Here is a 13,541-nt window from a genome sequence, read left to right as displayed (position 1 = left end):
CATCAGCTGCGCCGTCTCCTCGTGGGTCATGGGCGGGGAGGGCTCGTCGAGGAGGAGGAGCTTTGGCGTGCTGATCAGCGCGCGGCAAATCTCGATGCGCCGACGGTCGATCATCGGCAGGCCCGCGACGGGCTCGAACATGCGGTCGGCGAGTTCCGGCTCGAACACCTCCACCAGCGCACGGGCCGCGGCATAGTTTTGCTCGAACTCCCTCTTGAAGGCGCTGCGCCGTATCAGGTTGAACCAAAGGCCCTGGTTCAGGCGCATATGGTTGCCGATCATGATGTTGTCGAAGATCGACAACGGCAGCGACAAGCGGGAGCGTTGGAACGTGCGCGAAATGCCGGCGCGGTATACCGCGCGCGACGCCGCGTTGGTGATGTCGACACCATCGAAGGCAATGGCGCCCGCGTCGGCGCCATAGATGCCCGTGACAACGTTGAAGAACGTTGTCTTGCCCGAGCCGTTGGGGCCGATAAGGCCGAGGATCTCGTTGGGTTCGACGCTGAGGTCGAGGCCGGCGAGCGCCACGACGCCGCCGAAGCGCCGGACCAGGCCGCGGGCTTGCAGCAGCGCCGTCATGGCCGCCATCCCGGGAAATAGCGCCGCACCGGCCGCGGCAGCAGGCCTTCGGGGCGGAACAGCAGCACGCAGATAACCATCACCGCATAGAGCAGGAAGCGGTACTCCTGAATGGTCTGCAGCTTTTCCGGCACCACGATGACGATGAACGTCGCCACGATGAGGCCCCAGGGGTTTCCGATTCCACCGAGCAACAGGATCGAGACGAGAATGAGCGAGTCGGCGAACGTGTAATTGTTGGGGCCGACGAAGCCGCCGACCGTGCCGAATAGTGCCCCGGCAATGCCGATGAGGATATTGCCGATCAGGAAGGCGGTGATCTTCCAGCGCGTGATGTCGAGACCGAAGCAGGCGGCCGCGGTCTCGTCCAGCCGCAACGCATCGAGATTGAGGCCGATCCACGATCGCTCCAGCCGGCGCACCAGCACGAAAGCGACGGCCAACAGCGCCAGGCTGAGCACGAAATAGCTCATGTAGAAGGACAGCGTGATCCCGCCGATCTCGACATTGTCGTTCAATGACCAGCCGAACAAGGTCATGCCCTTGACCGGCATACCCTGCGGCCCGCCGAGAACGTCGTTGACCTCGAGGAAAGTCTTGAAAAGCAGCGCAAACGCGATGGTGATGAGCGCGGCATAGTGGCCGCGCGTGCGCAGGACCGGCAACAGGAGAACCGAGCCGATCAGCGCCGCCAGCGCGCCGCCGATGAGCGGCACCAGCAGATGTGGCACCGCCGTCGTGTTCAGCACCGCCGAGGTGTAGGCGCCGATGCCGAAGAACGAAGCGCCGGCGAAATTGAGCACGCCGGCATAGCCAAACTGGATGTTCAGGCCGAGCGTCGCCACCGTCGTGAGGAGCACGGTGACGACCAGCAAGAGAACAAAATGGTCTTCGTGGAACCACGCGGCCATTGCCAGGAGGGCGACGATCGCGAGCAGGCCCATCCGGTCCTCGTGCTCGGAGAATGCCCGGCTGACGCCGCCGAAGATTCCGAACCATCCGCCTGCCAAAACGGCCGCGATGCCGGCGACAAGCAGGGATATGATGACCGACTGCTTCTCGGCCCCCAGCAGGGCGATCAGGTAGACGGTTGCAACGCCGATGCTCGCGATCGCCGGCCATGAGCTCGGTCGCGCGGTGCCGTCCCGCTTTGCCGGGGTCTCAGACCCGCTCACTGATCTTCTCCCGGATCAGGCCGGTCGGCCGCCACGCCATGATGGCAATGACGACGGCGAAGGCGAACACGTCCTTGTAGGCACTCGCGAAAGGCATCAGCACCGTGCCGACGGTTTGCAGGCCGGCGAATAGGAAACCGCCAAGAACGGCGCCATAGACGCTGCCCAGCCCGCCAATGATGGCGGCGGCAAAACCGACCACGCCAAGATAGAGGCCGATGCCGAAATTGATCTCGTTGTAATAGAGACCGTTCATCACGCCGGCGAATGCGGCAAGACCCGAGCCGATCGCGAAGGTGATCAGCACTATTGCCGTGAAATTGATGCCCATCGTGCGCGCGGTTTCCTCGTCCTGCGCGACGGCGCGGATGGCAAGGCCTAGCCGGGTGCGGTTAAGCAGAAACTGCAGACCGACGATCGTCAACACGCCCGCCGAAAGCATCAGGACGTTGTCGAGCCGCAGGTTGAACGCGCCGAGATCGATCGAGCTGCGCGGCAGCAGGGCGGGGAAGGGCTTCGGGTTGGCGCCCTGGGGATAGAACAGGCGGACGCATTCGCGCAGCACGGTACCAAGCATCAAGGTGATGAGCAGCGTATTGAGCGCCGGTGCCGAGCGCAGCGGCATCACCAGGTAGCGCGCGATCAACATGCCGAGAGCGGCCATGGCCATGACAGCGACCGCCAGAATAATGACGAGCGCTAGCCAGTTCGAATTCAGGCCAGCCGAAGTGAGCCCGACATAGGTGGCCAGGGCGGTAAAGGCGCCCACCGTGAGCACGTCGCCATGCGAGAACTTGATAACGTCGAGCACGCCGAAAAACAGCGTGAAACCGACGGCCACCAGGGCATACATCATGCCGAGCATCAGCCCGTTCATGACGTATTGCGCGAACAGACCCGCGTTCATGTCCTCACGTCTTGATCTTCATTGAGATGAAGCAAAGGAGGCCGCCCGTGTTGCGGGCGGCCCCGACGCGGCGCTACTTCTGTCCGGGCAGCTTGCGCTTGCCGGCGGCATACTCACTTTCGTCCCACTCGACGAACTTTCCGTCCTGAATCACGAATTTCGTGATCACCGGGACCATGTTCTGGCCGTGGTCGTCGAACGTGATCTTGCCGACGATGGAGTCGCGATCTTTAACGTTGGCAAGTTCGGCGATGACCTTCTTGCGGTCGGGGCCGACCTTCTCGATCGTGTCGATCAGCATGTCCATCGCGGCATAGGCGAAAGCACCGTAAGCTTCCGGCGGATTGTCGTATTTCTGGGCATTGTAGTTCTCCATGAAGAACTTGCCGCCCGGCAGCTTGTTGGTGGGCGCGCCTTCGCGGAAGGCAAGCGTACCTTCGGCGAGCGGCCCCAGGCCCTGGATGAAGGCGTCGGATACGATGCCGGAAGTGCCGTCGAACACGGCATTGAGACCGAGCTTGTCCATCTGCGAGCGAATGCGCACGCCGATCGGCGTCAGGCCACCGAAGTAGATCACCTCAGGATTGAGCGCCTTGATCTGAGTGAGTTCCGCGGTGAAGTCCTGTTGATCGGCAGTGACGCCAAACGTGCCTACGATCTTGGCCTTGCCGCCCCTCTCGATCGCTTTCGCGAAATATTCGTTGTGCCCCTTGCCATAGTCGGTGGTGTCGTGGATCACCGCGATGGTCTTGAAGCCGAGCTTGTGGATCAGCTCGGCATTGGCATCGTTCTGGTTGATCATCGTGCCGTTGACGCGATGAATTTCGGCATACTTGTTGCGGTAGGTGATGTCGGGGAGCACCGCGCCCCACACGATCACCGGAAAGCCGAACTTGTGGTAGGTGTCGACCGCAGCTATCGCCGCGGCCGAGCAATAGTGCGTCGCGCCCGCGATGATCTCCTTGTCGGCAGCCATCTTGGTCGCGACCTGCACCGCCACGTTGGGCTTGCACTCGTCGTCGAGCACGATCATTTCGTAGTCGTATTTCGTCTTGGCGTCGGCATTGCGGAGCTTCACGGCCAACTCGGCCGAGTTGCGGCCGCCGATGCCGTTGACGGATACGCCGCCGGTCAGTGGTCCGATGTAACCGACCTTGACCTTGTCCTTGGCCTCGGCGACCGCCGCGGCCAGCGTGATAACCAGCGTCGCGATAACCGCGCCGGCCAACTTGCCCGATTTCATCATCTTGGCTCCTTCAGGTGCTCTCGGCCGCCTTTATGCTCACCGTTGGGCCCGCAGCCAAGGCCTATTTGGTCTTGGCTGCGGAGATCCACCCGCCCGCAAGCTGCGAGGCAGGTCAGCCAAATCGGTGCGGTGCGACGGAGTGGAAAAGTTCATAGACATTTCAATCGCTTATGAGTGAGGTTGCCAGTGGGCCGCCATTCGTCCTCATCCCTGTAGAACCGAGGGCGCCTCTTTCCGACGCGCGGCCGCCGCACCCCACATGTCGAGCATTGTCGCGTCAGCCGGCGCGCTGCGTGCGAAGCCTATTCGGCGGCTTCCTGGACCCGGTGCTCCGCGGCCTCATGTTCCTCCGCGGTGGCGGAGCGGCCCCAGCCCGACAGCCAGTTCGAGAGCCTGTCGAGATAGAGGTAGACCACGGGCGTCGTGAACAGGGTCAGCGCCTGGCTGACGATGAGCCCGCCGACCATGGCGTAGCCGAGCGGCTGGCGGATTTCCGAACCGGTGCCGGTGCCGAGCATCAGCGGCACGCCGCCGAGCAGCGCCGCCATCGTGGTCATCATGATGGGTCGGAAGCGCAGGACGGCGGCCTGGCGGATCGATTCCTCCGGCGACTTGTGCTCGTCGCGTTCGGCCACGATGGCGAAGTCGACCATCATGATGCCGTTCTTCTTCACGATGCCGATCAGAAGGATGATGCCGATCAGCGCGATCAGGCTGAAGTCGTAGCCGAACGCCATCAGGATCGCGAGCGCGCCGACGCCGGCCGACGGCAGGGTCGAAAGGATCGTGATCGGGTGGATGTAGCTCTCGTAGAGAATGCCGAGGATCAGGTACACCACGACCAGCGCGGCAAGGATCAGGAGCGGCACGGTGCCGAGCGACTGCTGGAAGGCCTGCGCCGTGCCTTGGAAGCTTGAGTTGAGCGTCGCCGGGGCGCCGAGCTCGGCCATCGCTTTCTGCACGGCGTCGGTAGCCTGCCCGAGCGCCACGCCCTGGGCGAGATTGAAGCTGATCGTGATCGCCGGGAATTGGCCCTGGTGGCTGATCGAGAGGGGACGAACCGGGTCGGTGGTCCAGCTCGCAAAGGTCGACAGCGGCACCTGCTCGCCCGTTGTCGGGGACCTCAGGTAGATCTTGTTCAGAGTGTCGAGATTGCCCTGAAGCTCGGGCAGGATCTCCAGGATCACGCGATAGGTGTTGAGTTGCGTGAAAAACTGGGTGACCTGGCGCTGGCCGAAGGCGTCATAGAGCGTGTCGTCGATCAGTTGCGGCTGAATGCCGTAGCGCGCAGCGGTGTCGCGGTTGATCGTGACCTGCAGCGTCGTGCCTTGCGTCTGCTGGTCGGTGGCGACGTCGCGCAGTTGGGGCAAGGTCCGCATCTTGGCCAGGATCTTCGGAGCCCATTCGTTGAGCTCGGCGAGATTGGCGTCCTGCAGCGTGAACTCGAACTGGGTGCGCGTCGGGCGACCGCCCAGCCTGACGTCCTGGGCCGCCTGCATGTAGAGGCGGGCGCCTTCCACCTTCTCGAGCTTGGGACGGAGGCGGGCGATGATCTCCTGTGCGGAAGCCGAGCGTTCGTGGCGGGGTTTGAGCGTGATGAACAAGCTGCCGTTATTGCCGGCCCTGCCGCTGCCGCCGATCGCCATGGCGACAGTGGCGACGTCGGGGTCGGCCTGCACGATCTTCCCGAGTTCCTGCTGCCGCTGGACCATCTCGGCAAAGGAGATGTCCTGGGAGGCTTCCGACGTGGCCGTGATCAGGCCATTGTCCTGCTGCGGGAAGAAGCCCTTGGGAATGAGGACGAACAGGTAGACCGACAGGCCGAGAGTCGCGAAAAAGATCATCAGCGTCGTCAGGCGCCAGCGCAAGGCGAGATCCAGTGCACGTTCGTAGCCCTGCAGCAGCCGTTCGAAACCGCGTTCGCTCCACTGGTAGAGCTTGCCGTGCTTGACCTCGCCGTGGCCACGCAGGAACCGTGACGCCATCATCGGCGTCAGGGTGAGCGACACGACCATCGACACAAAGATGGTCATGGCCAGCGTGACCGCGAATTCGCGGAACAAGCGGCCGATGATGCCCCCCATCAGCAATAGCGGGATCAGCACCGCCACCAGCGAAATGCTGATCGACACGATTGTGAAGCCGATCTCCTTGGCGCCCTTGTAGGCGGCGGCGAGCGGCGATTCGCCTTTCTCGACGTAGCGGGTGATGTTTTCCAACATGACGATGGCGTCGTCGACCACGAACCCGACCGCGATCGTCAGTGCCATCAGGGACAGGTTGTCGAGCGTATAGCCGAACACCCACATCAGGGCGCAGGCGCCGAGCAGCGCCAGGGGCACGGTGACGGTCGGAATGACCGTCGCCCAGAAGCTGCGCAGGAAGATGAAGATCACCATGACCACCAGGAAGATGGTCAGGAGCAGCGTGAACTGCACGTCTTCGACCGCTGAGCGGATGGTCTGGGTCCGGTCGCTCATCAGCTCGATCTTGATCGCCTGCGGAATCGCGGCCACAAGGCGCGGCAACAGAGACTTGATCCTGTCGACGGTCTCAATGACGTTTGCGCCGGGCTGCTTGAACACGACCAGAAACACGCCGCGCTTGCCATTGGCCCACGCGGCCTGCTTGGCGTCTTCGGGTCCGGTGACCGCCCGGCCGATGTCGCGGATCCTCAAGGGGCCGCCGTTGCGGTAGGCGATGATGACGTCGTTCCAGTCCTTCGACTGCGTGAGCTGGTCGTTGGCGTAGATCGTATAGGCGCGTCGCTCGCCGTCGATGCTGCCCTTGGGGCTGTCGACGGTGGTGATCGCAATCTGGCTGCGCACGTCCTCCAGTGACAGGCCTTTTGCGACGAGCTTCGCAGGGTCGATCTGGATGCGGATCGATGGCTTCTGCTGGCCGCCGATAAAGACCTGGGCGACGCCGGAGATCTGGCTGATCTGCTGGGCGAGCTGCGTGTCGGCGGTGTCGCTGACGGTGGTCAGCGGCAGGGTATCTGAGGTTGCGGACAGGATGAGGATAGGCGAGTCCGCCGGGTTTACCTTCCGATAGGTCGGCGGGGAGGGAAGGTTCTTCGGCAGCTGGCCACTGGCGGCGTTGATGGCCGCCTGGACGTCGTTCGCCGCGCCATCGATGCTGCGTTTGAGATCGAACTGGATCGTCACGGACGCGGTGCCCAGATAGCTCGTCGACGTCATCTGGGCGATGCCGGGAATTTGCGCGAACTGCCTTTCCAGCGGCTGCGCCACCGAGGAGGCCATCGTCTCAGGGCTTGCGCCCGGCAGGTTCGCGGTGATCTGAATGGTCGGGAAGTCTACCTGCGGCAGAGGCGCGACGGGCAGCAGGGGGTAGGCCACAAGACCGACAAAGAGGATTCCGGCCATCAGCAGTGATGTGCCGATGGGATAGCGGATGAAGGGTGCCGAAATCCCGCCGCCGTTCATTCCTGCCGGACCTTGCTCTGTCCCGGATCGGAACTAGCCACGGCTGTGGTGACAAGGCTGCCGGGCTGCACCTTGAACTGTCCGCCCGTGATTACCTGCTGTCCTGGCGTCAGGCCCTCATCGACCACAGAACGTCCGTCGATGGAATAGCCGACCTTGACCCAGCGCAGCTCGGCTTTGTTGTCCTGGTTTACGGTATAGGCGTAGAGGCCGTTAGTGGAGTGTTGGATTGCGTCGTCCGGAACCACCGTGGCGTCCTTGAGCGTTCTGACCCGAAGACGCGTCGAGACCGACTGCCCGGGCCAGAGCGCGTGGTTCTTGTTCTCGAACACCGCCTTCAGCCGGATTGTCCCGCTGGTCGAGTCGACCTGGTTGTTGATCACCGCCAGCTTGCCCTCCGCGAGCGTCTTCTTGCCGTCAGTGGTCATGGCAAGGACGGTCAGGGGCCCGGCCTTCTGTCCCTGGTTGATGTAGGGCAGCTGTTCTTCGGGGGCGGTGAAAATCACCGCAATCGGCTCGATCTGGGCGATAGTGACGATCGGAGTCTGGCTGGAAGCGTTGACGATGTTGCCGATGTCGACCTGACGCAGACCGGCTACTCCCGTAATCGGCGCCTTGACCTGCGTGTAGTCGAGCTGCGTCTGGGCGTTCGCAATCGCGGCCTCGTCGGCCGCGATCTGCGCGGTCAGCTGCGCGACGGTTGATCGCTGGGTATCGGTCCGCTGCCGGGTCGCGAATTCGCCGAGCCTGGTGTAGCGCTGCAAATCCAGATCGGCGTTGGCGAGATTGGCTTCGTCCTGGGCCCTCTTGGCCTTGGCCTGGTCAAGCACCGCCTGATAGGGGCGGGGATCGATTTGGGCCAAAAGGTCGCCCTGCTTGACGATCTGCCCCTCGGTGAAGGCGATCTTCTCAATCTGTCCGTCGACGCGGGTTCGTACCTGGACGGTGTTGAAGCCCTGAACGGTGCCAAGGCCGGTCAGGTAGACGTCGAAATCCTGCTTCTGGACCGGGGCCACGCTGACGGGAATAGCGGCGCGCGCCGGCGCTTTCTGCGCTATCTGGCTTTTTGTGCCCTCAGATCCGCGGAATCGCTGCCAGCCGAAATAGCCCGCCAGCGCCACGGCCGCGATTAGGAAAACCCACAGGATCGGCCGTGACTTCTTCATGTCGGCTCGTACGTTTCGGCTATCTGCCCGGAAAATCCATAATTCCGCAGACCGAAATCGAGGGTCTTTGGAGAAGTTCCACCGCGAGAATAATACGCGTGCACCTAATGTGCAAACACACCATACGTTGACTTTCCTAAACAATTGGAAAGCTTTACGCCAAGCTTAGGCGGTTGCTCCTCGGGATGGAAACGGCAGTCGTACAGCTCGGAAAGCGCGCGCCAGATCCCGCGGCACTGTTTCGGTCGTGGTGGCAGGAAAGGCTATCAAAGGTTGAGGCGCGGGTGTACCCGAGCTGCAACCGATCTCTCCGGTCCGGCTCCTCAATCGTCTCGTCGAGCATGGCTTGCTCATGCAGAAGGAGCGCGCCGCCCACCAGCTCAACGCAGCTTGCGAACGTTTCTAAAGTCTCGGCGCACCGCTGCGGTTGTCAGGGCGCTCGGACGTCGTCCATATCACCGCGAGTATGAGGCTGGAGCGGATGATGGACGAACTCAACGGCAGGATGATCGCGTGCCAGATCCTGATCACGGGCCTGATCGCTCGCGTCGCCAACGAGGGGCGCGATCCCTTGCGCTTTCTCACCGACTTCCGCGACGAGATCAGGGCGGTGGTGAAGGGCATCAACATCGCCGGACTTGAGAACACCGATCGCGTGCGCCTCATCGCCCAGCAAACCATTGACGAGCTGTTCTCCTTGATGAAGCCGCCAAGCAGCGATTGATCGCATCGACGACGGCGATGAGAAGAGCCTTGTTGGCAGGCGTTTCCCGCATCCGTTTAGAATACTTACAAGGTGAAGGCTTAGAACGATTTCAACGACCGAGTTAGAATCGTTTTGATCTGGATGTATTCAAGGGAGTCTGTCGGCCTCTTCGCGTTGACCCGGATTTTTGCCCCCGATACCAACGCCTCATTGTCATTGCGACTGACGCGGATGAGCGATCTGGAAATTGAGGCGTGTGGAAATGGGGCAGGCAATAACACCGCGGTCGCTGCGTTCGATCGCCGTTCTCGATTTACGTGAGGAAAAGCTCGATGGCAATTCCGGCAAGGCGGTCTCGGCGGTTGCCAGCCTGATTGCGGTGGCATCGTTCTCGGGAGGTGCAGAAGCACAGCAGTCGAATCTGCCGCCCGTGATGGTCGACGCGCCGGTCGAGCGTCCGCGCCCGACGGCATCGAAGCCCTCGCCGGAGCAGATCCGCGCCCGCGATGCCCTGCGGCGCGCGGCACAGCGCCAGGTGATGCAGGCTGCGCCTATACCCTTTCCCGATGCTGGCGGCTTGCCTGCCGATCGCAATCCGTACGCGGATCCCGCCGCACCCTACAAGGTCGATCGTCTGCAGGCGTCGGGGAAGTTTCCCGAACTGCTCGCCAATACGCCGAAGACCATCACCGTGCTGAGCAAGGAGGCGCTCGAGGACAAGAACGCCACCTCGCTGCGCGAGGTCGGGCGCTCCACTGCCGGCGTGACGCTGGGGTCTGGCGAGGGCGGCAACGCGTTCGGCGACCGCTTCTTCATCCGCGGCTTTGATGCGCGCAATGACGTCTTCATCGACGGCATCCGCGATCCGGCGGTGAGCATCCGCGAGAACTTCTTCACCGAGCAGATCGAGATCCTGCGCGGTCCGGCCTCATCCTATGCCGGCCGCGGCACTGCTGGCGGTGCGATCAACATCGTCACCAAGCAGGCCGGCGAGCGCAATTTCTATAACGCCGAGACCACGTTCGGCACTGACCGCACCAAGCGCGTTACACTCGACGTCAATCAGGTGATCAGTCCGACCTTCTCCATGCGAGCGGGCGGCGTGTTCCAGGACGCCGGCGTTGCCGGCCGCGATATCACGACCGACGACCGATGGGGCGGCTTCCTCTCGACCAGGTGGACGCCGACCAGCGACTTCAAGCTCACCACCAATTACGTCCATACCGATCTTAGTTCTCTGCCGGATTTCGGTGTGCCTTACTACAAGCAGGGCAACGTTCCCGCGACCGAAGCGGGCGTGCCGCGCGAGACCTGGTACGGCTTCCGCTACCGCGACTTCCAGAAAGCCGGGCAGGACTTCGGCACTGTCACCGGCGAGTACAGGGTGAACGACAATATCACGCTGATCAGCAAAGCCCGCGCCGAGCGATCGCTGCTCAGCTATATCGGCACGCTTCCGAACACCAGCGCGGCGCAGACCTCATCCCCCAATCCGCTGCTGTGGACGTTTACCGCGAGCCCGCAGAGTCGTTACCAGCTCACCGATGTTCTGGCGAACCAGAACGACGCAACCTTCAAGTTCGGCACCGGTCCGATCGTGCACACCACCGTCGTAGGGACCGAATTTTCCAACGAGAAGGTCTCGATCGACCGCTTTACGAATCTTGCGTCGGAAGCCGCAGGCTCGGGGGCTTTCTCCGGGAGCGGCGCCCTGGCGGGCCAGTCGATCTTCCATCCCGGCTATACGGACGCGCCGTTCAACACCCCTCCGCTGCTCATTGGAAATCCCACGCGCTACAGCGTCGATACGAAAAGCGTCTATCTGGTCGATACCGCCAACTGGAGGGACATCATCATCCTGAACGGGGGCATCCGTTATGACGGCTACGTGCTGACCTCGTCCAACAACACCGCTTCCAATTCGGTCGCCGCCGATCTCGTCAACTACAATGTCGGGATCGTCTACAAGCCGGTGCCGATCGGTAGCATCTATGCCGCCTATGCGACTTCATCCAACCCGTTCGGCTCCGAGATCGATGGCACCGGCACCGATTATGGCGGCGATCCGCCGACCGGCACGACCATTCTAGGCCCGGAGCGCAACTGGGCGGCGGAGGTCGGTACCAAATGGGAGCTGTTCGGGCGACATCTGCTGCTCAGCGGTGCTCTGTTCCAGACCGACAAGGTCAACGCGCGGGAGACGGTCAGAAACATCCTGCAATCAGGAGCGGCTTACCGGATTCAAGGTGTCGACCTGGAGGTGGGCGGCAACATCACCGAGCGCTGGAGCATTTTTGGCGGTCTGGTCCTGATGAGGTCGAACGTCACTCAGAGCGCGCTCGCGTCCAACATCGGCCTGCAGCTTGCCAACGTCGCCCACGAGTCCTTCAGCCTGCTGACCAAGTACAGGCTGGATGGTGGGTGGGAGGTCGGCGGCCAGGCGATCTATCGTTCGAAGATTTATGGCGGCACGTTCGGCGCCAACACCGGGACGGAGATCCCGAGCTACTGGCGCTTCGATGCTTTCGTGGAGAAGAAGATCAACCAGAACCTCAGCATGAAGCTCTACGCCCAGAATCTGACCAACCAGCTCTATTACGACTCCCTGTACCGTAGTGCCGTACCCTTCGTGGCGGTCGCTCCGGGGCGGGCCGTTTACTTCATAACTTCAGCGAAGTTCTGAACATGCTGGTCTGCATACCGCGCGTGTTGAACAAGGCGGAAGTGGCCGACTTCCGCCGGATCTTGGATGCGAGCGAATGGGAGGACGGCCGCTCGACTGCCGGCGCACAGTCGGCGCTTGTCAAACGCAACGAGCAATTGCCGCCCGACAGCGAGGTGGCGCGCAAGCTCGGCAACCGCGTCATCTCCGCACTGACCTGCAATCCGCGCTTCCTTTCGGCGGCGGTCCCGCTGCAGATATTCCCGCCGCTGTTCAACCGCTATGCAGCCTCGGGCGGGCATCATTTCGGCCTTCACGTCGACAATGCGATCCGCGGCGATCATCTTACCGGCCTTCGTATCCGCACCGACCTGTCGGTCACGCTGTTTCTGGCGGAGCCGGAGGAGTACGAGGGTGGCGAGCTCGTGATCGAGGACACCTATGGTTCCCATGAAGTTAAATTGCCGGCGGGCGACCTGGTGCTCTATCCCTCGACAAGCCTGCATCTCGTCACCCCGGTAACCCGCGGCGCCCGGGTTGCGTCTTTTTTCTGGCTGCAGAGCATGATACGGGATGACTAGGCCCGCAGCCTGATCTTTGATCTGGATACGGCCATTCAGGCGCTGGCCGAGCGGCTAGGACGCGATGACCCTGAAACGGTCAAATTGACCGGCATCTATCACAACCTTATTCGCCACTGGGCCGAAGTATGAAAAGACATATCTTGCCATCCAGCCTTGTCGCAGCCCTGGTGCTGACCGCGGCTGTCATGACGTACCCGGCTTTGGCACAGCAGCAACCGCTTGCGCCCGCCGCGCAGCAGCAGCCGGCCGCTTCACAACCGAGCGCCCCGGCCGCGGCGACGCCCTCAGGGCCAGCAGCAGCCGCGTCGTCTCCGGTAGCCGCCGAGCCGGCTGCGGGGGAGACCGGCGCCCGATCGCTCAAGTCGCTGGCTCCTGCCATGCGCGAGCTTTCACCCTGGTCGATGTTCCTGTCCGCCGACATCCTGGTCAAGGTGGTCATGATCGGGCTGGCGCTCGCATCTCTTGCTACCTGGACCATCTTCATCGCCAAGACGATCGAGCTCTCGAACGCGCGGCGGAAGCTGCGCGCGTCCCTGAAGAAGATCGCCGAGGCACGTTCTCTGGCCGAGGCGCAGTTTGCGCTCGGCGCAAACGAGGGCGTGCTGCCGTCGCTGCTGGCCGCGGCCATGCGCGAGGCGCGGCTGTCGGCGGGAATTTCAAGCGACAGCGGCATCAAGGAGCGTGCCGCCTCGAGCTTCGCTGAGATCGTGCGCGCCGAAGCGCGCCGCATCCGCGTCGGCATGGGAACGCTCGCGAGCATTGGTGCGACTGCGCCCTTCATCGGCCTGTTCGGCACGGTGTGGGGCATCATGAACAGCTTCATCGGCATCTCGAAGTCGCAGACCACGAACCTTGCCGTGGTCGCGCCCGGCATCGCCGAGGCCCTTCTCGCAACCGCAATCGGCCTCGTTGCCGCGATTCCCGCCGTGATCATCTACAACCACTTCGCGCGGCTGACGAAAAGCTATTTGGAACTGGTCAACCGGTCCTCCGGCGCCGCCGCGCGGCTGTTGTCGCGCGACCTCGATCGCACCCATGGCACCGTGCACCCCCGCGCCGCGGAGTAG

9 protein-coding genes and 1 pseudogene are annotated in these 13,541 nt (G+C 62.8%); 4 read left to right on the top strand and 6 right to left on the bottom strand.

Going from position 1 to position 13,541, the window contains the following annotated elements; translation table 11 throughout:
• The 6 genes from HY852_RS20765 to HY852_RS20740 all read right to left on the bottom strand — a co-directional run.
• Positions 1 to 582, bottom strand: a 582-nt coding sequence (locus tag HY852_RS20765; RefSeq protein WP_291606714.1) for an ABC transporter ATP-binding protein, incomplete at its 3' end; no start/stop codon positions are given.
• Entirely contained in the window at positions 579 to 1,757 is a 1,179-nt protein-coding gene (locus HY852_RS20760; protein WP_291606713.1) for a branched-chain amino acid ABC transporter permease, read from the bottom strand. The genes HY852_RS20760 and HY852_RS20765, both read right to left, overlap by 4 nt.
• Positions 1,744 to 2,664: a branched-chain amino acid ABC transporter permease gene (locus tag HY852_RS20755; RefSeq protein WP_291606712.1), complete on the bottom strand. Its 921-nt coding sequence runs from the start codon at positions 2,662 to 2,664 to the stop codon at positions 1,744 to 1,746. The genes HY852_RS20760 and HY852_RS20755 overlap by 14 nt, the downstream gene beginning before the upstream one ends.
• Positions 2,665 to 2,737: 73 nt before the next feature.
• Positions 2,738 to 3,907, bottom strand: coding sequence for a branched-chain amino acid ABC transporter substrate-binding protein (locus tag HY852_RS20750; RefSeq protein WP_291606711.1), 1,170 nt, complete (start codon positions 3,905 to 3,907; stop codon positions 2,738 to 2,740).
• Between the two features lie 305 nt (positions 3,908 to 4,212).
• Positions 4,213 to 7,356, bottom strand: coding sequence for a multidrug efflux RND transporter permease subunit (locus tag HY852_RS20745; RefSeq protein ID WP_291606710.1), 3,144 nt, complete (start codon positions 7,354 to 7,356; stop codon positions 4,213 to 4,215).
• A complete protein-coding gene (locus HY852_RS20740) occupies positions 7,353 to 8,522 on the bottom strand; it encodes an efflux RND transporter periplasmic adaptor subunit (RefSeq protein ID WP_291606709.1) in 1,170 nt (389 codons plus the stop codon). Before HY852_RS20740 ends, HY852_RS20745 begins: the two co-directional genes overlap by 4 nt.
• Positions 8,523 to 9,006: 484 nt before the next feature.
• On the opposite strand from HY852_RS20740, the gene HY852_RS20735 reads away from it, so the two are divergent.
• From HY852_RS20735 to exbB, 4 genes and pseudogenes are all read left to right on the top strand, one after another.
• Positions 9,007 to 9,246, top strand: coding sequence for a hypothetical protein (locus HY852_RS20735; protein WP_291606708.1), 240 nt, complete (start codon positions 9,007 to 9,009; stop codon positions 9,244 to 9,246).
• Positions 9,247 to 9,490: 244 nt separating this feature from the next.
• Entirely contained in the window at positions 9,491 to 11,911 is a 2,421-nt protein-coding gene (locus HY852_RS20730; protein ID WP_291606707.1) for a TonB-dependent siderophore receptor, read from the top strand.
• A gap of 2 nt (positions 11,912 to 11,913) precedes the next feature.
• A pseudogene (locus HY852_RS20725) lies at positions 11,914 to 12,603 on the top strand (Fe2+-dependent dioxygenase).
• Entirely contained in the window at positions 12,600 to 13,541 is a 942-nt protein-coding gene (gene exbB / locus HY852_RS20720; protein ID WP_291606706.1) for a tonB-system energizer ExbB, read from the top strand. Before HY852_RS20725 ends, exbB begins: the two are co-directional and overlap by 4 nt.

The sequence above is a fragment of the Bradyrhizobium sp. genome, assembly GCF_016213215.1.
In the GTDB taxonomy this organism is placed as follows: Bacteria; Pseudomonadota; Alphaproteobacteria; order Rhizobiales; family Xanthobacteraceae; genus Bradyrhizobium.
Note: the sequence above shows the minus strand (reverse complement) of the source record. Positions and strands in the feature narration are given on the sequence as shown.